Here is a 21424-nt window from a genome sequence, read left to right as displayed (position 1 = left end):
TGTCGTTCGGCAGCGAGTGTGATGTTTGCCATGTGACGTGATGGACTCGGGGTGAACGGGCAAGGTACCCCTTCATGCCCCACGCCAACCCTCTGCGGCAGGTGATTCGATGACAACGGCGACGACCCGGACGATCCGGACGACGCCGAACGCCAGTACCGGCGACACGACCGCCAGGGATTCCCCAGCAGCCGCCAAGCCCTCGCTGCCGTCCCTCACGGGACTGCGGTGGATGGCGGCACTGCTGGTCTTCGGACTTCATGTGAACAACTTCGGCTACTTCGGAGGCACCGGTGGCCGCCTCGTTTCCTGGGGATTCAGTTCCGGTGCCACCGGTGTGTCGTTCTTCTTCGTGTTGTCCGGCTTCGTCCTGACCTGGTCGGCCCGGCCCCGCGACCGCGCGCTCGCCTTCTGGAGACGGCGCATCGCGCGCATCTACCCGGTGCACCTGGTCACTCTGGGGCTCGCTCTGGTCATGGCGTACACGCTGGCGAACCAGCCGAGGCCGACGCCGAAGCAGGCGCTGTCCAATGCGCTGCTGCTGCATTCCTGGTGGCGTCCCTGGTGGCAGACACTGAACCCGGTCAGCTGGTCCCTCGCCTGCGAGGCGTTCTTCTACGCCGCCTTCCCGCTGTTGTTCCTGCTGCTGCGCCGGCTCGGCGCGCGCGGTTCGATCGTGCTGGGCGGTCTGTCGGTCGCGGCGGTCGTGGTGCTGGCCCGGGCGGACGCCCACCACTGGTGGACGTACGCGCTGTACTCGTTCCCCGCGGCCCGGCTGCCCGAGTTCGTCCTCGGCGCCGTCACCGCGCGGCTGGTGCTGCTCGGCCGGTGGCGCGGGCCCGGCCTCGAGGCCTCGCTCGCGCTGGCGATCATCGGCTACTTCCTCGTCCCGCAGGTCGCGCCCGGCTACTCCGCCACCATGTGCACCATCGCCGGGTTCACGCTGCTCATCCCGGCCGCCGCCGTCGCGGACGTGCAGGGGCTGCCCTCGCTGTGGCGGCGCCGGCGGCTGGTGCGGCTCGGCGAGCTGTCGTTCGCCTTCTACATGGTCCATCTGCTGGTGATCCGGTCCGCCACCCAGTTGCTCGGGACGAAGCCGCACTTCGGGCTGCTGGCGGGGGTCGCCGTCACCACGACCGTGTTCGCGGTGTCGCTGGGGTTGTCCTGGCTCCTGTACGAGACGGTGGAGCGCCCGGCGAGACGCCTGCTGCTCCGCCGGCGCGGCCGCCCGGCCGCACCGCCGGACGCGGCCCCGGCCGATCGCGATGCACCGGCCCCGGCACGGGACTGAGCCGGTCGCGAGGCACCGGCCCCGGCACGGGACTCAGCCGGTCCCCCGGCCTCCCGGGGAGGCTCCCGGAAAAGTCGCCGAGAAAATGCCCTCGGCCTGATCGCGGAAGGCCGCGTGCCGGTGCACCGTGGGGCTCGCACGGCCTGCCGGCCGGCCTTCGGGGGAGGCGGCCCCGCCCCCCTACGCCACCGCCTCAGGTGCCCGCCGGTGCCTTCGGGCCCGGGTCTGGCATCTGGTCTTCCGCCGTCCCCGTCCCTAGGTTCTGGGCGTCGGGAGAGCAGCGGGAAAGGGGGCCGGGTGGACCGGGACATCCGCACGGTGGACGACGTGCTACGACTGCTGGACGGACTGTTCGCGCCGGAGGCCGACCGGTGGACGGAAGGGGCGGCCGCGTGGTGGGACGGCTTCTATACGGAACGGGACAAATCGGTGCCGTTCTTCGCGGCGAAGCCGGACGAGAACCTGGCGTCCTACCTGGAGCGCGGTCTGATCGCGCCGGGGCGGGCCCTGGACCTGGGCTGCGGCCCCGGCCGCAACGCGCTGTGGCTCGCCGCGCACGGGTTCGACGTGGACGCCGTCGATCTCTCGCTCGCCGCGATCGCCTGGGCCGAGGAGCGGGCGCGTCAGGCGGGGCCGGGTGCCGCGGGAGCCGGTGACCGGGTGGGGGGCGTCCGGTTCCACTGCGGGGACGCCTTCACCCTGACCGCGGACAGCACGAGCGAGCTGTGCGGCCCGTACGACCTGGTCTACGACTCCGGCTGCTTCCACCACCTGCCACCGCACCGCCGCGTCAGCCATCTCGCGCTGCTGGAGCGCGTGCTGGCGCCCGGCGGGCACTTCGCGCTCACCTGCTTCGCCGCGGGACGGATGGGATCCGAGCTCCCCGACGCGGCCTTCTACCGCGAGCCCGGCCTGCACGGCGGCCTCGCCTACACCCCCGATTCACTGCGCCGGATCTTCGGCGATCTGGAGGAGCTCGAACTTCGCCCCATGCGACAGGAACCGGCGGACTCCGCCCTGTTCGGGGAGGAGTTCCTCTGGACGGCCCTGTTCCGCCGCCCCGCCTAGTCCGAGCGGATCTCCGCGGAGTGCCGTTCGCCGCCACCCGCTTGGGGGCGCGACCGCCGGGCCGTCGACGGGAAGCGGTCCCACACCCGGTGGGAGTCGAGCAGTCGGGTGAGCTGCTGGAGGACCGTCGTGGCGCCGTCGCCGGAGATCACTCCGCGCGCGTCGGAGGGGATGCCCGCCGCCTCCAGTGCGATCTCCCCGCCCTTGGCGGCGCCGATGGCCTTGCCGTGCCGGTACGCCGTCGCGAGCAGCGGGCCCACCCGGGGGCCGGGAGTGACGTTGCCGCCGGCGGGCAGGGCCGCCTGGGCGTCACGGGCGCCGTAGGCGTCGACGCCGATGCCCGGGGCGCCGTCCACGAGCAGCGCGTCGAACTCCACGGACCGTGCCGTCGCATAGGTCCGCTGGACGGCCGGCGCGTCCGGTCCGGAGCCGGGGGTGCCGCCCGTGGGTGCGACGACGAGCGCGACCGGGCCGGTGAGGATGCCGATGACCCGGCCGCCGGTGGGCCAGGTGTGCCCGACCTGGGACAGGGCGGGGCCGGGCTCGACGTCGGCCAGGGGCACGCTGGGTGCGGGGGCGGGCAGGCCGAGGCCGGTGGCGACGCCCGCGCACTGGTCAGGGTCGATGTTCGCCGGCACCTGCAACGCCCTTTCCTTGATGGCCTGTTCGCAGCACTTGCCGAGTTCGAAGGAGTAGGCGCCGATGATGTGCTGGGGTCGGTGCCGCGGCCCTCTTTGTGCCCGGGCGGTTTGAACACCGCGTCTCCGCGGCGCCGGAACTCCTCCAGGGCCTCGAGTACGGGTGCGCGCGAGTGGTTCATCGCACTCGGCGCGCACTCGAAACCCCCGAGGCCCTGTCTTCAGGGATGGATCACGGGAACGACGTCACCTTGGAGGGAACGGTGCCGGTTCCCGAGGTGGGTGCGCCCGTGCCGTCGACGACATGGGCGTACTGGCCGTTGCCGCCGAGGGAGATCACCAGCAGGTCGTGCATCCTGATGCCCGGGCCCGTCGGGACCTGGAAGCCGTGGGCCTGGACGATCGACGGATCGGCCGTGTAGTTGCAGTAGCTGCCGAGTCCCCAGGCCTCATGGGCGGTGACGGAGTCGGCGACCTTGTAGGCCGCGTAGCCGACGATGCCGTCATGGGTGATGGCGGCGGCGTCGGGGGCGTCGTACGCCTTCTCGTTCTGGAAGAAGATCGTCCGGCCGCGCTCGCCGTTCCAGTAGACGTCGTACTTGTTGAAGTGTTCGACGAACAGGCCCGTGGCGAGCACGTCGTCACCGTTGACCCGCAGGCCGTAGTCGGCACGGTTGGTGTCCCAGCCGACTCCGCTGCCGTGGTCGGCGCGCCAGATCCAGGTGTGGTCGATGATCGTGTCGTTGCTGTCGACCACGAGCGAGTTGGTGGCGAGGCCGGGGCCCGCGCCGCCGATGCGGAAGAACACGTCCTGCACGGTGGTGGGGTCGGCCGAGTGGTCGGCGCCGGCGCCGGGGGTGCCGATGCGCAGCAGGGTGTCGGAGTCGACCGGTCCGGCGTCGATGAGGAAGCCGGCCAGCCGCACGCCGTCGACGTCCGCCACATGCATCGCGTCGATGCCGTTGTCCGGGACGAGCGTGGCCAGGCCCAGGCCGAGGACGACGGTGTCGGGCCGGGTGATGTCGATGGTCTGGTCGAGGTGGTAGATGCCGGGCGTGAAGAGCAGGTCGAGGCCCTGGGCGAGGGCCGCGTTGATGGTGGCGGCGGTGGCACCCGGCTTGACGACGTAGAACCGGTCGAGCGGGAGGGAGGTGCCCGGGGTGTTCGGCCAGGAGACGCCGCGGGCGTTGGTGCGCTTGCCGGGGACGAACACCTTGTAGTCGTTGCCGTCCAGGTAGAGGAACGGCTTCTCCCGCGATACCGGGGTGGTGTCCAGAGTGGTGTACGGGCCGCTGTCGAAGTTGGTCGCGGGTGCGCCCTGGACGCCGGAGAACGTCATGTTCCAGACGCCGTTGGTCCAGCCGCCGACCGAGCTGTCGCGGGTGTACCACTGCTGCTGCGAGTACGGGCCGACCGTGCCGTCGATCTTCGAATCGGCGATGTAGCCGCCGGAGGCCCAGCCGTAGCCGGTCGGGGCGAGGTTCAGGCCGCCCTCGACGTGGATACGGCGGAAGGGCGCGGCCTGTGCCACGGCCCAGCGGTCGGTGCCGCTGGACGGGTTGATGGCGAGGTTCTCCGCCGAACGCCAGAAGTTCTGCGTGGCGTTGCCGTTGAACCAGCCGGCGTCGACCGTGACGTCCCCGTTGATCCGGGTGTCGTCGGGGTTCAGGCCGAGCCCGGAGACAGAGGTGTAGAAGCCGAGCTGGGCGTTGATGCCGTTGTAGGTGCCGGGCTTGAGCAGGAACTGGTAGCGGCCGGTGCCGAACTGGGCGGACTCCTGTTGCGTGAACACGTCGTCGAACCTCTGCTGGAGGTTCGGGGTGGAGGGGTCCACGACGATGACGTTCGGGCCGAGGTCTCCGCCGCCCTGGATCGGACCGGTCGCGGTGGTCGTGGCGTGCACGGCCATCTCCCAGAGGGAGTAGCCGTAGCCGGTGCCGCGTCCGGTGCCGTACATGCGGACGTACCGGCCGGAGCCGCTGACGTCGTACGACGACGAGCCGCCGCTCGCGCCGGTGAGGGTCTTCAGGGTGGACCAGCTCTGGCCGTCGGTGGAGGTCTGGAGCTGGAAGTCCTTGCCGTAGGCGGTCTCCCAGTTCAGGTCGATCCGGCACAGGTCCTCGACCGCGCCGAGGTCGACCTGCAGCCACTGCGGGTCGCTGAACTGGCTGGACCAGCGGGTGGAGGTGTTGCCGTCGAAGGCGGCGGAGGCGGGGGTGCCGGCGTTCTCGGTGGAGGACGCCGTGGCGGGCCGGCCCTGGGCGGCGTCGGCCGTGTCGCAGGTCTGGGTCCCGGCCGCGGCGGGGGTGTGGGCGAGGGGCAGGGTGATGAGCGCGGCCATGGCGGCCAGGGCGAGGCCCAGGGATCTCGGTCGCGTGCGGGTTCTCTGCCGGCTTCTCATGTGGCGGCTCCCAAGGAGGTGCGGGGTCAAGCGACCGGCCGCACAGCTTAGTTCATGTTTTGATTTAAGTGATGAGACAAGCGGGCGGCAAGCCTTCGGAAGCCAGAACCTTCAGAACTCGGCGGACCCTTCAGAACCGCAGCCCGTGTCTGCGCGCCAGGACGTGATGCGGGTCGAAGCGCCGTTTGGCGGCGGCGAGGGCCGGCCGGCGGCTGCCGTGGTGGTGCCGCCAGTCGGCGTCCGACAGGGGCAGGGCGTTGACGGGATAGGCGACGGCGCCCCGGGAGCGGGCCAGTTCGTACGCGGCGCGGTTGGCCGCCACCATCGCCGCGACCGTCTCGGGGCTGCCGGGCGGAGCCGTGCGCAACAGGGCGAACAGATACAGGACTTCGCCGGCGGGGCGGCTGAAGAGGGGGGCCCGCAGCCGGCTGGAGAGCAGGGGGTACAGCAGGACGAGGCCGGTGTCGCGCAAGTCCCGGAAGGCGGGGTCGGCGAGCACGGTGCGGACGACGGACCCGGCACTGTCGTGCGGGAGCAGTAGATTGAGCCACGGGTGCGGATACAGCCACTCCCCCGTCTCCCGCAGGACTTCCTCGTCGGTGTCCACCCGATGGGCGAACTCGCCGTATCCCAGGTCCTCTCTTTCCAGTGCGGCGGGATCGTGCCCGAGTCCGTCGAGGAGGGCGGCGTCGTCGGGCGGGAAGGGGCCGTGGTGCGGGGCCACGGCCTCGATCATGTACTGCCAGCCGTGCTCATCGGCCGGCCGCGCCTGGCCCTCCAGATACGCGAAGCGCCGCTCCTCGGCGAGCCGCCGCTGGTCGGCGAGGTAGCGGGTGAGGTCGGCGTAGTACAGGCAGTAACGGCGGACCTGCGTGGGGGCCGGGACCAGGCGCAGTGTGGCGGCCACGATGACGGCGCACTGGCCGAGTCCGGCGAGCACGGCGTGGAACAGCTCCGCGTCCCGGTCGGGTGAGCAGACCCGGTGCTCGCCGGCCCCGGTCACCACCTCCAGCTCCAGGACCTGGTCCGCGACCAGGCCGTGCCGGTGGCCGGCCCCGCCGAGTCCGCCGGCCGACAGGACGCCGCCGACGCTCGCGCCGAGGTAGTCGGTGAGGACCGGTGGGGTGCGGTCGTACGGCAGGGTGGCAGCGAGCACCTCCCGCCACAACGCACCGGCCTGCACGGTCACTTGGCCGTCCGCCACGGGACCGACCCGGTTCATCGCCCGCAGGTCCAGTACGGTCCCGCCGCCCGCCTGTCCCTGGCCGTACATCGAGTGGCCGCCGCCGCGCACGCTCACGGGGACGCCCCGGGGCCCGGCGAACTCCAGCAGGTCCTGGATCTCGGCGGCGGAGCGTGGGCGCAGGACCGCGACCGGCGGGGCCGAGACGATGTGCCCGAAGTCCTGCGCCGCCTCGCGCAGGGTCTCCGGGCGGGTGTCCAGGGCCTGTTCGAAGCGGGTGGCGAGGTCGGCGGCCAAGGTCATGCGGGCATCACATCAGAGAATCGGCGGCTCCGTCGAGGAGGCGGGCCGGCTTGGCACGCCCGTCCGCGCGATGGCGAACGGACTTCAATTCGGCCCGGCCGCCAGTGATTTGACAGTGAAGGACTTCGACCCGGGCGGCCCGGTTCCGGCGGCCAAAAGGTCCCCTCGGCTAACTGCCCTCACCCCTCTGGTTCTTGATGATCTCCAGCAGTGCGGCGTGGGTCTCCGCGTCGGCCGCCGCGACGAGCCCGCCCGCGCCGCTGAGCACGGGCTCGCCGTACAGGCCGGTCATCGTGCAGCCGGCCGCCCGGCACAGGGCGATCCCCGCCGCGAAGTGCACGCTGTCGCGCAGATCGCCGCCGGTGACATAGGCGGCCCGGCGGCCCGCGGCCACCCAGGCCAGGGCGAGAGTGCTGGAGATGACCCGGGGCCGGAACCGTTCGGCGAAGCCCGGGTCGGCAAGGAGGCGGACCGCCTGGAAACCGGGGGCGTTGCAGAGCGGCGGATCGAGGTTGACGTCCACCAGCACGGACCCGGCCCAGGGCGTCAGCCGTTCGTCCACGCCGTCCCTGCGGACCCAGGCCGCCTCGCCGTCGGTCCAGAACACCTCCCCGCCGAACGGGTCGGCGGTCGCGGCGGCCGTGACCTCGGACCCCTGACGCAGGGCGACGTTCACGCCGACGAGCATGGTGCGCACCGCGTAGTTGAGGGTGCCGCACAGCGGGTCGACGAGCCAGTGCCGGGGCGCGTCCGCGGCGCCGGAACGTCCGCTTTCCTCTCCGGTCACGGCGTCGTCCGGGCGGGCGGAGCGCAGGACGTCCAGGATGGCCCGCTCGGCGGCGAGGTCAGCCTCGGTCGCGAAGTCTCCGGCCGACTTGTCGTGGCGTTCGAGCCGGCTGCCGTAGAGGTCACGGACCACGGCCGCGCCCGCCTGGGCCGCACGCACGGCCAGCTCGGCGTCGGAACCCCCGTTGATGATCGACATGGGCGCAGGATAGCCGGAAGCCTCCTGCCCCTGAAGGGATCGGGCCCCGGCCCGCACGGGTCGGGGCCGGTTCGGCTAGGGACGGGTGAAGCCGGTTCCGGTGAGGGACAGGGTCTGTTCGGCGGCGGAGCGTCCGCCGCCGACGGAACTCCCGCTGCCGTCCGTCCAGGTGCGCAGCGGCGTGGTCTCGGCGAGCCGGCCGGAGGTGCCGGAGAGACCGAGCACGAGCCCGCTGTAACGGTTGACCAGACGGTAGGTGCCGCCGGTGGCGTTCGGGATCACGAACCACTGCTGGCCGACGGAGGGCCCGCCGGTCCGTGCCGCCGTGACGGTGGGCTTCGCGCCCCAGGCCCGGCCCGCGGAGGCGGACGAGTCGACGCCGAGCAGCCGGCCGCTCGCGGCGTTGGTGAGAGTGAAGGCGCCGTCGCCGGTCGGGGTGAAGACCCAGACGTCGCGGCCGGATCCGGTGGGCCGCACCAGCGAGGTGGTGCCGGTGCCGCCGGCCGTCTGGGAGAGGATCCGGCCCGTGCCGCTCGCGATGCGGTAGCCGCGGCTCGTGTCCATCGGCGGGGCCGCGGGTGCGGCGGAGTCGACGGTGATGTCGACGTACTCGCCGGAGGCGTCGTGGGAGCAGCCGAAGGCGCAGTACGAGCGGAAGGAGCGGCCGACGATCGTGGAGCTGGTGCGGTTGGCGCTGTCGAGGAACCAGCGGTACCAGGAGGCGTTGGTGTAGCCGCCGGTGTCCCCGATCAGGCGCCACTTCTGGGTCGTCAGGTCGTCGGTGGCGTAGAGGTACTGGGGCGAGTTGCCGCTCTGGTCGACGGCCTGCGGCTCGCCGATGTACAGCCCGAGATGGGCGTCGTAGGCGATGTTCATGACGAACAGCGGCGAGGTCGGCGGCATCAGCCCGGCCGCGATCTGCTGGGCGGCGGTGCCGGTGTCGGCCGGGTCGTACTCGGCGGAGGCGGGGGTGTAGCCGGTGGGGTGGTCGGCGTCGACGGGGACGATGTCGCTCTCCTTGCCGCCGGTGCCGGGCTGTGACCAGGCGCCGTCGTACCACTTGCGCCAGGAGCCGGGGGCCATCCTGGCGGAGATCGGGGCGCGGGCCACGTGCTCGTAGAACGCCTTCCAGCCGCCGCTCTTGTCGATGATCCGGGAGCCGTAATAGACGTAGAAGTAGCCGGAGGCGGTGTCGACGAAGAGGCGCTGGTCGCCGTCGCCGTAGGAGTACGTCTGGTGGGGGAAGGCCGCCGTGTCCCCGCGCTCGGTGCTGTACGGGGACGTGATCACGTGGTCCTTGATGGTCCAGGTGCGGCCCCGGTCGGTGGAGACGGCGTAGTCGATGGCGTCGTAGTGCAGTCCGTCGCCGAAGGGCTGCGGGGTGAACTCGTTGTGCACCAGGCCGTACCAGTCGCCGGTGTCGGGGTCGACCCACATCCCGGACAGGTCGCAGTAGTTCTTCTGGGCGTAGCCGGAGCCGGCCGGCGCGTACGTCGCCTCCCAGCCGGTGGGGCTGTTGTTGCAGCGCCAGGTGGTGTCGTCGTTGCGGTCGGCGGGGTTGGCCGGGTTCACGGCCTTGCTCAGGGTCTTGTCGAAGCCGGCGGTGTCGAAGTCCTTGCCGGTGTAGAAGTCCCAGGTGCGCGGGTCCTGGGCGCCGTACAGGGCGGCGGACTGCTGGTAGTGGAAGGTGCCGTCCCGGTCGAGGTAGGGACTGGCGGGGGTGTCCGTGGGGTGGGCGAAGGGCAGCGGGGTTCCCACGGTCACGGTGTAGCCGGCGTCGGCGGGTGTGGCGGCCGGTGCCGGGGACGCGATGCCAACGCCCAGGACCAGGCCGGCGGTCGCGGCCACGGTGCCGCCTGCTCTGCTCGAGAGTCGCAACTGTGCTCCTTGGGGCCGAAGGTTTCCGAAGGGCCGGTCGCACGGAACGATCCGGCCCCTGCGGTTTCCCCGGCAATGGACTCCAGTGCTCCGCCTCTTGCACTTTCGCGTGCCGGCGCCCGGTCGGAGCTCCCGGTCAGGGCTGCTCGGGCGGGGCCGCGGACAGCGGGCTGTCCCAGGCCAGTTGGCGGACGAGCGCCTCGTCCGGCTCCGCGGGACGGGCCACGACGGGACCCGGACGGGCCGGGTTCCGGCCGCCGCGGGAGATGCCGCCGCTGACGGTGATGTTGTGCTCCACGCGCGGGCGGCGGTGCCGTTCGTAGGCGGCGAACGCGGTCTGCGGATCGGGCAGGTCGCGCAACGCCTTGGCGAGGACGACCGCGTCCTCCAGGGCCATCGAGGCCCCCTGGCCGGTCGCCGGGGAGGCCGCGTGGGCCGCGTCGCCGATGAGCAGCACGCGTCCCGTGTGCCACACCGTGCCGAGCGGCAGCTCGGTGGCGTTGGTGACCATGACCGGCCCCTGGGAGGCGGCGACGACGTCTGCGGCGGGTGTGGAGTCCTTGCGCAGCAGCGGCAGCAGCTCCTCGCGCCAGGGGGAGGGGTGGGCGGAGCCGCCGACGGGCAGCGGTCCGGTGCTCACGCGGGCGAACCAGTACGTCTGCCCGGCCGGTGACACCGCCTGTCCGAACGTGGTCTCGCTGCCCCGGACGAAGGTGATGACGCCGGTGCCGTCCGCGTCGGGAGCGGTGCCGGTGTAGCCGTAGAAGACCCGCTGGCCCGCGTACCGGGGCCGGACGCCGGGGGTGAGGAGCCGGCGCACGGTGGAGTTCAGCCCGTCGGCGCCGACGAGGAGGTCCGCGTGGGCGGTGCTGCCGTCGGCGAAGCGGGCGGCGACGCCGTGCGGGCCGTCCGTGACGCCGGCCAGACGGGCGCCGTGGCACACGCGGATGCCGCGCCGGGCCGCCTCCTGCTGGAGGGCCGCGTTCAGTTCGCCGCGGCGCAGACAGCGGTAGCGCAGACCGGGTACGGCGACCTCGCCGAGCGGTGCGTGAGTCAGCTCGGTGCCGTCGCTGTCGAGCAGCCGCAGCGAAGTCAGCGGAAAACCGACGGCCGTGACCGCGTCCGCGGCGCCGAGCTGGGCCAGGGCGCGCATTCCGTTGCTCGCCAGGGTCAGGAACGCACCGATGTCCTCGGCGGTGTCGGGATGTGCCTCGTGGACGGTGACGTCGTATCCGGCCTTGTGCAGCCCGAGCGCGGCCGCGGTCCCCGCGATGCCCCCGCCGATCACCAGTACCCTCGTCACGTCCGTCCCGCTCACGTGCCGCTCCTCGCGCCGACTGTGGTGGTGTTCATCTAACGGCAGGCACGGGCCTGGTGTCGGGCAGGGGGCCGAGATCAGGACAGGAGCCGGCCGGTGCTGTGCACACAGGCGCCCCTTGAATGACGGGTTCCTGGCCGGAAAGTGGGTAGTCCCCGGCCATGCGGGTGAGCGTGCTGGATGCGGGGTCGAACACGGTTCGGTTGGTGATCGCGGATGCGGAGGGTGGCGTTCCGCTGCCGGTGCACACGGTCAAGTGGAAGCTGCGCCTGTCCGAACACGTCGGACCGGACGGCACCATCGCCGACGAGGCGGTGGAGCGGCTCGTTCTAGCGGTGGCCGCGGCGGGGGCCACGGCCCGCAGATGGCATGCGTCGGGGCCGCTGGCCTTCGCGACCACGGTGGTGCGCAGCGCCCCGAACCGGCAGGAGGTGCTCCGCCGGGTGGCGGCCGGGACGGGGATCCGCATGTGCACCCTGCCGGGCGAGACCGAGGCGGAGCTGACCTTCCTGGCGGCCCGGCGCTGGCTGGGCTGGCGCGCCGGCCCGCTCGCGGTGCTCGACATCGGCGGCGGCTCCCTGGAGGTGGCCTTCGGCCGGGGCCGGCTGCCCGACTTCGCCGCCTGCCTCCCGCTCGGTGCGCGGCGCCTCACCCAGGAGTACCTCGCGGCGCAGGATCCGCCCGGGCCGGAGGAACTGAAGGAGCTGCGCCGCCGGATCCGCCATGAGCTGCGGGACGTGGCCTCGCGGATCCGCTGGGAAGGGCCGCGCACCGCCGCGGTCAGCTCCCGTACGTTCCAGCAGCTGGGCCGGCTGTGCGGGGCGGCGCCCGGGCGCTACGGCCCCTTCGTCCCGCGGGAGATGCGCTGCCGGGATCTGCGCGAGACGGTCCGCACCCTCGCCGCGCTGCCCGCCGCCGAGCGTGCCCGGCTGCCCGGGATCTCCGCCCCGCGCGCCGAGCAGAGCCTGGCCGGAGCGGTCGTCGGACACACGGCGCTCAAGCTCATGGGGCTGCGCGGGGCCGTGGTCTGTCCCTGGGCCATCCGCGAGGGCGTGCTGCTGCGCTACGTCGAGGACGGCGCGGACTGGTGGACGGACATCACCGGCACCGCCGCCACGGCCCCACCCTCCGCGCCCCCGTTGCGCATCGCCGGCCCACTGGCCTGACGAGGCCTCAATGGGCCGCGGAGGCCTGCCGGAGGCCGGCAATGAGCCGAGCGCGGACACCGCACCGGTTCGTGTTTCTCCAAAGCTCCCGAAACCCGGCCCCGATCTGTAGCGATCATGACAAATGCGGGGTAGTCATCCCCGTATGCCTTTACGCCGATCACGACCGGGAATGACGGGAACGAAACGCCTCGCCGCACTCATCGCCGCGGCGGCGCTGGTCCTCATGGGCTGCGGCAGCGGCGGAACGTCGCACTCCGGTGACGGGCGGCAGCAGCTGACCGTGGCCGCGCTGCCGCTCACCGACTCCGCCGCCCTCTATCTGGCCCGGGACCGCGGGCTGTTCGCCAAGGAGGGCCTGGACGTACGCATCCAGCCCGTGCAGCAGAGCATCCAGGCACTGCCCGCGCTGCTCAAGGGCCAGGTGGACGTGATCGCGAGCGCGAACTACGTCACCTATTTCCAGGCGTACGAGAAGGGCACCCTGGACCTGCGCATCCTCGCCGAGGGCGTGCGGATCGCCCCGCACATGATGGACGTCCTGGTGCCCAGGGACTCGGCGCTGAGGAAGCCCGCCGACCTCGCGGGCAGGAAGGTCGCCGTCGCCGTCCTCAACAACATCCAGTCCCTGACTCTGAACGCGATCCTGGAAGCCCAGGGCGCAGGACGGCCCGTCTACCGGCAGATCCTGTTCCCGCAGATGGGCCCGGCCCTGCAAAGGGGCCAGGTGGACGCCGCCCACGTGGTCGAGCCCTTCGACACCGCCGTCCAGGGCGAATTGGGCGCCCGGGTGCTGCTGGACGGCGGGTCGGGACCGGCGCGGGGCCTGCCCGCCAGCGGGTACATCACCACCGCGGACTTCGTGAAGAAGAACCCCAAGGCCGCGGCGGGCTTCCGGCGTGCCGTCGAGGCGGCCTCGAAGCTCGCCGCCGAGGATCCGACAGCGGTGCGCACCGAGCTGCCCAAGTACGCCAAGGTGACCGCGGACCAGGCCAGGTCGATCCATCTGCCCGCCTATCCGGCGTCCGCGAACCCGGCCGTCCTGCACCGGCTCATCACGCTCATGCGCGCCCAGGGACTGTTGAAGAAGGACGTCGATCCCGCACCGCTGCTGGTGAAATGACGCGGCGCCAGGAACTGCTGCTCGGTCTGCTCGGCGCGGCGGGGGCCTTCGGTATCTGCGAGGCGGTCGCCCGGGCCGGGCTCGTACGGCGCAGCTACCTCCCGCCCGCCTCCGAAGTCCTCGCCCGGGCCGCCCGGTTGGCGGGTGACCCGGCCTTTCTCGGCGGGATCGGGGTGACCCTGCGGGCGTGGGCGCTGGGCCTCGGGCTCGCCTGTGCGATCGCCGTGCCGCTGGGGCTGCTGCTGGGCGCGGTGCCGGTGGTGGAGGCCGCCGTACGCGCGGTGATCGAGTTTCTGCGGCCCCTGCCGTCCGTCGCGCTGATCCCGCTGGTGTCGCTGCTGCTCGGGTCGGGCACGCGCACAGAGGTGACGCTCATCGCGTACGCCTCGCTCTGGCCGGTGCTGTTCAACACCGTCTACGGCCTCGGCGAGACCGATCCGCTGGCCAAGGACACCCTGCGCGCCTTCGGGTTCGGGCGGCTCGCGGTGCTGCTGCGGGTGGAGTTGCCGGCCACCGCCCCGTTCATCGCGGCCGGCGTGCGGATCTCGGCCGCGGTCGCCCTGATCCTGGCCGTCGCGACGGAGATCCTCTCCGGCTTCGGCCAGGGCCTCGGCATCTTCATCGCCCAGGCCCAGACGGAGACGGACGGCACGCGGGACGTGCTGGCCGGGGTGGTGTGGGCGGGTGGCCTCGGGCTGGTGATCAACGGCGTGCTGGTCGGCGCGGAGCGGCGGTTGTTCGCCTGGGCGCAGGAACCCCGCCCGGAGGCAGGCAAGTCGGTGCGGAGCCGCCCATGACGGAGACAAGGCCGAAAGAGCAGCCCGGATCCGCGTCCGGCCCGCCCCGGGGCACTGCCGTCCCCTTCCTGCTGCGCTGGTCGGTGCTCCTCGTCGCCGTCGGCTGCTGGGAGCTGGCCGCCCGCGCCCAGACCAGTGTGTATTTCCCGCCGCCGCTGCGCATCGCCCGGCACGCCCGCGATCTGTGGTTCTCGGGACCTGTCGGCCATCTGTTCCTCACCCCGTCCGCCCTCGACACCATCCTGCCGAGCCTGGGCCGGATGGCGGCCGGGTTCGCGCTCGCCGCACTCGCCGGGATCACCCTGGGTATCGCGGTGGGCCGTTCGCGGCGGGCGTACGCGCTGTGCAACCCGGTGCTGCAGTTCGCCCGGGCCGTGCCGCCGCCCGCGCTGGTGCCGGTGTTCGTCGTCGTCTTCGACTTCGGTACGCCCATGCAGGTGGCGTCGATCGTGTTCAGCGCCGTATGGCCGGTGCTGGTCAACTCGGCCGAGGGCGCCCGCGCCACCGACCCGCTGCGGCTGCAGGTGGCGGCCGTGCTGCGGCTGACGGCACCCGAACGGCTGTGGTTCCTGATCCTGCCCTCGGCGCTGCCCCGGATCTTCGCCGGGCTCCGGCTCAGTCTCTCGCTGTCCCTGATCCTGATGGTGTTCTCGGAGCTGCTGCCGGGCAGTGACAACGGCATCGGCTTCACACTCACCGACGCCCAGACGCGCTCCGACCTGCTCACGGTGTGGGCGGCGCTGCTGCTGCTCGGCGCGCTCGGGTATCTCCTCAACACCGGTCTGCTGGCGGTCGAGAAGCGGCTCGTCGGCCCACGGGCATCCGCAGGGAGGACGCCATGACGACGGCCACGGTCCGCGAGGCGGTCGTACGGTTTCTGCACGAGACCGGCATGACCACGGTCTTCGGCAATCCGGGCTCCACGGAGCTGCGGATGTTCCGGGACTGGCCGGACGACTTCAGGTATGTGCTGGGCCTGCAGGAGTCCGTCGTCGTCGGCATGGCGGCCGGGCACGCGCTCGGCACCCGGCGGGCCGCCTTCGTCAGCCTGCACTCGGCCGGCGGGGTGGGGCACGCCCTCGGCGCGGTGTTCAACGCCTACCGCGACCGGGTGCCGCTGGTGATCGTGGCGGGACAGCAGGCGCGCTCGCTGATCCAGTTGCGGCCGTTCCTCGGCGCCGACGAACCGACCCTGTTCCCGCGCCCGTACGTGAAGTCCGCCCGCCAGCCGGAACGCGCGGAGGACGTGCCGGCCGTGCTCGCCGAGGCGTACCGGATCGCGATGGCACATCCGCGCGGCCCGGTGTTCGTGTCGGTGCCCGAGGACGACTGGGACCGGCCCGCCGAGCCCGTCACGCCCCGCACGGTGCACTCGGCGTTCACGGCCGGCCCGGATGCCCTCGACGCGCTCGCCGCCCGGCTGGACACCTGCGCGCGCCCGGCGCTCGTGGTCGGGCCGGGCGTGGACGACGAGGACGCGCTGGACGAGGTCCGGGCGCTGGCCGAGCGGATCCGGGCCGGGGTGTGGATCAGCCCGCTCTCCGGCCGCTCCGGCTTCCCGGAGTCGCATCCGCTGTTCCAGGGGTTCCTGCCACCCATCGCCCGGCAACTGGCGGCACGCCTCGCACCGTACGACGTGGTGGTGGCCCTCGGCACACCGGTGTTCACCTATCACGTGGCGGACGACGGCCCGCCGCTCGCGCCGGGCACGGAGCTGTTCCATCTGGACTGCGACCCCGGCCAGGCCGCTTGGCTGCCCACGGGCACCAGTATCGTCACCACGCTGCGGCCCGCCCTGGAGCGGCTCACCGGGCTGCTGCGCAAGGAACCCGACCGCGACCCACCGCCGCCAAGGCCGGCCCCCGCCCCGGCACGCGCCGAGGGGCACATCACACCGGAGCTGTTCTTCGATCTGCTGCGCGAGCGGCTGCCGCGCGACCGGGTCCTCGTCGAGGAGGCGCCGAGCCACCGCGACACACTGCACGCGCGCGTACCCGTCGAGGCGAGCGGCGGCTTCCTCACCACGGGCAGCGGGGCGCTCGGCTGGGGTCTGCCCCTGGCGGTGGGACGGGCGCTCGCCGACCGGCGCCGGGTGGTGTGCGTGGTCGGTGACGGTTCGGCGCTGTACTCGGTGCAGGCCCTGTGGAGCGCGGCCCGGCACGCGGCCCCGGTCACCTGCGTCCTGCTGGACAACGGCGGTTACGCGGCCGTGCGCGCGCTGGGCCGCCGGATCGGGGTCGCGCCCGTCCCCGGCACGGACATCACCGGCATCGACTTCGCGGCCCTCGCCGAGTCCTTCGGCTGCCCCGCGGCCCGCGCCGAACACCCCGACGAGCTGCCGGCCTCGCTGGACCACGCCCTGAGCCGGGGCGACGACTCCGGCCCCTTCCTGCTGCACCTGCGGGTCGGCGGCAGCGCGGGCACCCTGTACGAGCCCTGGGCCGGGTGAGGCATGCTGCGCCTCGACTCCGTCAGCCGGCACTTCGGCGACACCCACGTCCTGGACGGCATCACCCTCACCGTGCCCGACGGCCAGCTCCTCAGCGTGGTCGGGCCCTCCGGGTGCGGCAAGTCCACGCTGCTGCGCACCATCGCCGGGCTGCTGCCCGCGCAGCAGGGCATGGTCACGATCGACGGGACGGCGGTGACCGGCGTACCGGAGCGGCTCGCGGTCGTCTTCCAGGACTACGGCCGCTCGCTGCTGCCCTGGCTCACCGTCCGCGACAACGTCGCCCTGCCGCTGCGCCGCCGGGGTCTTCCGCGCGCCGCCCGCCGGGCCGAGGCCGAGACCATCCTCGAACGGGTCGGCCTGCACGGGGTGGCCCGGCGCCGTCCCCGGGAGCTGTCCGGCGGTATGCAGCAGCGCGTCGCCATCGCCCGCGCCCTGGTCTGCCGACCCACCCTGCTGCTGATGGACGAGCCGTTCGGCTCGCTGGACGCGGGCACCCGCGAGGACCTGGAGGACCTGCTGCTGGAGGTCCACCGGACGAACGACACGACCATCGTGTTCGTCACCCACGACATCGACGAGAGCGTGTACGTCGGGGACCGCGTCGTCGTCCTCTCCCCCGGCCCCGGCTCCCGCGTGGTGCGCGACCTGCCGGTGGACCTGCCCCGCGAACGGGACCAGCTCACCACCAGGAGCCTGCCCGGGTTCGTGACGTTGCGCACGGAGGTCGGACGGGCGGTACGGGGCGCTCCGCGGGTCTGGCCGGGATAAGGAAATGCCGCTCCGTGCCGTCTGTTGTCTGCAGGTCCGTGTTGGCTGGTCGCGCAGTTCCCCGCGCCCCTTTCGGGGTGCGGGGAACTGCGCCCTCAATCGTTCAGCGCAGGTCGCACACCTTGACGGTGTAGATCCCGCGGCCGTGCGTCGCGGCGTACAGCGTGCCGCCGTCCGGGCTCGTCTTGAGCTGGAGCACGGCGACGGCCGGCAGGCTGCCGATCCGCTGCCAGGTGGCGCGGCCCGGGGCGCGGTAGACGACCCCGAGGTCGGTGGCGACGGCGAGGCCGCCGTCCGCCGTCACCAGCGCCGAGTTGGTCGGCACGTCGGGCAGGTTGCCCGAGATGTCCTTCCAGGTCGTCCCGCCGTCGGTGGACTCGAAGACGTGGCCGACGCCCGCGCCGGGGCCCTCGGTCCAGTGCCGGGAGAAGCCGTTGACGGCGAGGAACACGTGGTCGGCGTTCTTCGGATCGACGGCGAAGCCGCTCAGGTAGCGGTTGGGCACGGTCCCGTCGACCGGCAGGCTGATGTCGTGCCAGCCGGTGCCGTCCGCGTTGCCGACGGCGATGCCGCGGGCGAAGCCCTGGTTGTTGCAGGGGCCGCACCAGGCGGCGTAGATCTTGCCGCCGGACGCGGCGACGGCGGTCGCGGTACGGCCGGCACCGAGGTCGTGGACGCTGGTCCACTCCTTGCCGCTGCGGATGGCGTAGCCGTGGGTCTGGACCCAGATGTGCCGGCCGCCGGCGACCCAGGTGTTGCCGTCCTTCATGTCCGCGGCGAGCGGGGCGATGAAGCGGGCCTCGCTGGTGGCGTTGTCGGGCGGGGCGACGGAGTACGAGGTGGCCTTGCTCGGGTCGGTTACCCAGCTTCCGTCGTTCACCGCGCAGTTCTGGGTGACCTGGACGGCCAGGTAGACGTACTCCTGGGCGATGTTGCAGCCGTTGGCCGGGTCGGTGAGGGTGTCGCCGCCGTCGCCGCCGAAGTTGGAGCCCATCACCTTGTCGTTGCTGCGCAGAACGGACTGGCCGTTGTCCTGGAGGCCACCGGTGACGGCCAGGCCGCCGTGGTCGGGGTCCTTGCCGATGCCGACGGAGTAGTACTGCAGGGTGTCGATGGTGCCGTCGTTGAGGGAGGTCCAGTCGGTGGCGTGGCCGGAGGCGTCCTGGGAGCCGTTCACCGGGCGCTTGTAGACGCCGCCGTCGTTGCCGACGTACACGAAGCTCTTGCCGTGGTAGCGGCCGATCGCCACGCCGTGCTGGTCGGAGTGGGTGGTCGGGTTGCAGTCGCCGGTCTGCTTGGCGGGGTCGATGTTCCAGCAGGGGAAGGTGAAGTTCCAGTACGGGCCGACCGTCGACCAGTCGGCGCCGCCGTCCTTGGTCTCGTAGACCTCTTCGAGCCCGGCGTACACGTGCTGCGGGTCGCTCGGGTCGACGGTGAGGAACTGGTTGTACCAGGCCTGGACACCGGGCATGTAACCGGCCGTGGTGAGCGCCGAGTTGTCGGCGGCCAGGCCCTTGTAGTCGGCGATCTTCGTCCAGGGGCCGGTCGGCGAGCCGGACTTGGAGACGTAGATGCCCTCCAGACCGCTGTCCGGGTTGGTGTTCAGCTGCTCCGGTGACTGGTCGATGGCGTAGTAGCGGGAGCCGTCGGCGGAGCGGGCGAAGGTGACGTTGCCGACGTTGTCGGCGTCGGCCGGGAGGTCACCGAGGCCACTGGTGATCCGGGTCCAGGTGCCGCCGGCCTTGGTGTAGAAGCCGTTGTAGTCGTCACCGCTGCGCCAGCCGACGGCGAGGACCACCTTGGAGGGGTCCTTGGGGTCGATGGCGATGTCGTTGGCGATGTTCTTGTACGGCGCGCTCGGGTCGTCGGCCTTCGAACCGCCCGGCAGGAAGTCGGGGTTGGGCGCGTACTCCAGTTTCCAGGGGCCGCCGAGCTTCTTCGCGGAGTGGCTCCACACGCCCTTGCTCGTGGCCGCCCACACCGTGCCGCCGCCGAAGCGCAGCTCGTGGATGGTGGTGCTCTCCAACTCGTCGCCGCCGACCCGGCTGCGCGTGGAGAAGGTGCCGTGGTGCGGGTGGGTGAGGACGTAGACTCCGCTGCCGAGGTAGGCGTCGGCGTTGGTGGTGGCCTCGCCCGTGCCCAGCCACAGCCGGCCGGCCCCGTCGACGGCGAGGGCGCCGGTGGACTGGGCGGGCAGCCGGTCGCTGATGGGCTGCCAGTGGCCGCCGCCGCTGCGCGAGCGCCACACTCCGCCGCCGGCGCTGCCCGCGTAGACGTAACCGTCGTCGTCGGCGGCGAGCGCCGCCATCCGGCCGGTGACGTTCCCGCTTCCGCCGCTGGAGTTGGAGTCGATGTCGCGGTAGCGCGCGTCGTCGGAGTTGTACGGCAGGTCGGTGATGTTGCGCCATCTGCCGCCCGCGTCGTGGAGCTTGTTCAAATCCTGCCAGGCCGCGCCGTAGGCACCCGGCGCGACGACACCCGGCGAGGTGCGGGCCTCGGCGTACTGGTCCGCGCCCTCGGCGATCTCGTCCGCCTCGTTGCCGCCGTCGTCGTCCGCCGCCACGTGCGGCGACATGGCACCCACCGACTGCTCGCGCTCCTTGGCCAGTTGGCCGAGGGCACGGACGCCGAAGGGGCTCACCGTGCGCCCGGAGGCGGCGGACGGGGGGATGGCGACGAGTGCGGCGGACGCGGCGAGCGCGCAGACGGTGAACCACCGTCTTCTGTGGGTTGGTACGGACACCAAGGGCCTCCCGGGGTGCAGCGATACTGCTGACATCGCAGACCCGATCACGTAGGCGCGAAATCGTCTGCCGCTTGGCGAAATTTTTGACGAGAACCTGCCAGTAACTACCGGTCCGGGAAGCGATTCTTCCGGGCGGGCGGGGCGGCCGCCACGCCCTGACTGCGCACCCTGCCCACGGTCTTCAGCAGCCGGTCGGCCGGTGCCCGCAGCTGGGGATGGGCGTTGACCGTGTTCCGCAGCCCCCGCACCGGCCTGCGCCACAGCCGCTGGGCGAGCGCCATCGGGTGCGGGCGGGCCGCGAAGCCCTCGGCGACCCGCAGTTCACGGGTCTTGAGCCAGTCCTTGTACTCCTTGTCGCCGCGCCCGAGGTCCACGAGGGTCACCCCGTGCCGGGCCGCCGCCTCGGCGGTCCGCAGATGCATCATCAATCCGGGCGAGTAGTAGTGCAGTTCGGGGTCGTAGGCGGTGAACCAGGCGGCCAGCACGGTGCTCGACCGGGGGCCGAAGTGGGCCGCGACCGGCCGGTCACCCGCGTACAGCACGGACAGCACCCCGGTGAAGTGCTCCTCGCGGACCCGGAAGAGATGGTCGACCAGGCCGACGATCCAGGGCCGGGAGAACCTGTCCATGCGGCCGGTCCTGCGGTACTGGGCGGACTTCCACCGCATGAGGGTGCGCAGCACCTCCGGGTCGCGTTCGTCGAACTCGAACCGCACCTCGCCGATGTCCCGGCCGAGCCGCCGTTCCTTCTTCAGCGTGGTCTTGGCCAGGCCCGGGTAGGTGGCGCGCAGCCACTCCGGGTAGCCGCCGTCGCCGGGCTTCACATCGATCACCGGGGAGGCGAAGGTGCCCGTGACGTGCGGCGCGAACGGCCGCTGTTCCTGGACGAGATGGTCGAACTCGAAGATGCTGAGCCCGCAGGCGCGCAGCAGTTCCCCGGCGTCCCAGGTGACCCCGGGCCGGTGCACGAGGGCCTGGCAGTCGGACAGTCCGAGCCCGATGGCGCGTCCGGTGCCGAACGGCCCCCGCTCGTACGGGAAGAACCCGGCGGGTTCCCCGTTCTCGCGCAGGACCGCCACCCGGGCCCCGCGCCGGTACCGGCCGACGCCGGTCGCGAACTCCGGTGCGAGGAAAGGGTTGGAGTACTCGGGTGACTCGTCCATGGCGCGGTGCCAGGCCCCGCGCAGCTCGGGCGTCAGCTCGCCGGGTCTGTGGATGGTGATCTCCACCTCAGTTCGACCGCCCTTCCGCAGGCTCGGCGAGCGGTGTGCCCGAGGCGGCACAGACCGGTGAGGCGTGTGGATCAT

General features: G+C 72.4%; 16 protein-coding genes and 1 pseudogene. 8 read left to right on the top strand and 9 right to left on the bottom strand.

Features of this window, described 5'->3' with window-relative positions:
* Positions 1-109: 109 nt before the first annotated feature.
* The gene (locus SRB17_RS11430; protein ID WP_153537336.1) at positions 110-1291 is read left to right on the top strand and encodes an acyltransferase family protein; all 1182 of its coding nucleotides are present in this window, start codon (positions 110-112) and stop codon (positions 1289-1291) included.
* Between the two features lie 297 nt (positions 1292-1588).
* On the top strand, positions 1589-2359 hold the full coding sequence (locus SRB17_RS11425; protein ID WP_323375296.1) for a class I SAM-dependent methyltransferase: 771 nt from the start codon (positions 1589-1591) through the stop codon (positions 2357-2359).
* Here SRB17_RS11425 and SRB17_RS11420 read toward each other — a convergent pair.
* The 7 genes and pseudogenes from SRB17_RS11420 to SRB17_RS11395 form a co-directional block, all read right to left on the bottom strand.
* Entirely contained in the window at positions 2356-2997 is a 642-nt protein-coding gene (locus SRB17_RS11420) for a hypothetical protein (protein WP_416237049.1), read from the bottom strand. The genes SRB17_RS11425 and SRB17_RS11420 overlap by 4 nt on opposite strands.
* Positions 2998-3006: 9 nt before the next feature.
* Positions 3007-3195 (bottom strand): annotated as a pseudogene (locus SRB17_RS48450) (hypothetical protein); the annotation flags it as partial.
* 34 nt (positions 3196-3229) lie between these two features.
* Positions 3230-5398, bottom strand: coding sequence for a discoidin domain-containing protein (locus SRB17_RS11415; protein ID WP_153537331.1), 2169 nt, complete (start codon positions 5396-5398; stop codon positions 3230-3232).
* Positions 5399-5528: 130 nt separating this feature from the next.
* Positions 5529-6884: an FAD-binding protein gene (locus tag SRB17_RS11410; protein WP_228395944.1), complete on the bottom strand. Its 1356-nt coding sequence runs from the start codon at positions 6882-6884 to the stop codon at positions 5529-5531.
* A 169-nt stretch (positions 6885-7053) separates the two neighbouring features.
* Positions 7054-7869 carry an inositol monophosphatase family protein gene (locus tag SRB17_RS11405; RefSeq protein WP_153537329.1) on the bottom strand — a complete coding sequence of 272 codons (816 nt, stop codon included), beginning with the start codon at positions 7867-7869 and terminating at the stop codon, positions 7054-7056.
* A 75-nt stretch (positions 7870-7944) separates the two neighbouring features.
* On the bottom strand, positions 7945-9747 hold the full coding sequence (locus SRB17_RS11400; RefSeq protein ID WP_153537327.1) for an RICIN domain-containing protein: 1803 nt from the start codon (positions 9745-9747) through the stop codon (positions 7945-7947).
* A 136-nt stretch (positions 9748-9883) separates the two neighbouring features.
* Positions 9884-11050, bottom strand: a complete 1167-nt coding sequence (locus SRB17_RS11395; protein ID WP_323375423.1) for an FAD-dependent oxidoreductase — start codon at positions 11048-11050, stop codon at positions 9884-9886.
* A gap of 176 nt (positions 11051-11226) precedes the next feature.
* Here SRB17_RS11395 and SRB17_RS11390 point away from each other — a divergent pair, with 176 nt between their 5' ends.
* The 6 genes from SRB17_RS11390 (at position 11227) to SRB17_RS11365 (ending at position 17371) form a co-directional block, all read left to right on the top strand.
* Positions 11227-12231, top strand: a complete 1005-nt coding sequence (locus SRB17_RS11390; RefSeq protein WP_153537323.1) for a Ppx/GppA family phosphatase — start codon at positions 11227-11229, stop codon at positions 12229-12231.
* A gap of 172 nt (positions 12232-12403) precedes the next feature.
* Entirely contained in the window at positions 12404-13354 is a 951-nt protein-coding gene (locus SRB17_RS11385) for an ABC transporter substrate-binding protein (RefSeq protein WP_153537321.1), read from the top strand.
* On the top strand, positions 13351-14151 hold the full coding sequence (locus tag SRB17_RS11380; RefSeq protein WP_153537319.1) for an ABC transporter permease: 801 nt from the start codon (positions 13351-13353) through the stop codon (positions 14149-14151). The genes SRB17_RS11385 and SRB17_RS11380 overlap by 4 nt, the downstream gene beginning before the upstream one ends.
* Entirely contained in the window at positions 14148-14993 is an 846-nt protein-coding gene (locus tag SRB17_RS11375) for an ABC transporter permease (RefSeq protein WP_153537317.1), read from the top strand. Before SRB17_RS11380 ends, SRB17_RS11375 begins: the two co-directional genes overlap by 4 nt.
* Positions 14990-16600: a benzoylformate decarboxylase gene (gene mdlC / locus SRB17_RS11370; protein WP_153537315.1), complete on the top strand. Its 1611-nt coding sequence runs from the start codon at positions 14990-14992 to the stop codon at positions 16598-16600. The genes SRB17_RS11375 and mdlC overlap by 4 nt, the downstream gene beginning before the upstream one ends.
* Before the next feature lie 3 nt (positions 16601-16603).
* Positions 16604-17371 carry an ABC transporter ATP-binding protein gene (locus tag SRB17_RS11365; RefSeq protein ID WP_153537313.1) on the top strand — a complete coding sequence of 256 codons (768 nt, stop codon included), beginning with the start codon at positions 16604-16606 and terminating at the stop codon, positions 17369-17371.
* 103 nt (positions 17372-17474) lie between these two features.
* Here SRB17_RS11365 and SRB17_RS11360 read toward each other — a convergent pair whose 3' ends face one another.
* Together SRB17_RS11360 and SRB17_RS11355 are read right to left on the bottom strand one after the other, a co-directional pair.
* Positions 17475-20114, bottom strand: a complete 2640-nt coding sequence (locus tag SRB17_RS11360) for a glycosyl hydrolase (RefSeq protein WP_323375295.1) — start codon at positions 20112-20114, stop codon at positions 17475-17477.
* A gap of 107 nt (positions 20115-20221) precedes the next feature.
* Positions 20222-21346 (bottom strand): GNAT family N-acetyltransferase, encoded by a 1125-nt coding sequence (locus SRB17_RS11355; protein ID WP_323375294.1) that lies wholly within the window; start codon positions 21344-21346, stop codon positions 20222-20224.
* Positions 21347-21424 lie beyond the last annotated feature (78 nt).

This window comes from Streptomyces sp. RB17, from assembly GCF_009604455.1.
Classification (GTDB): Bacteria; Actinomycetota; Actinomycetes; order Streptomycetales; family Streptomycetaceae; genus Streptomyces.
This window is presented reverse-complemented; position numbering and strand designations above follow the sequence as displayed.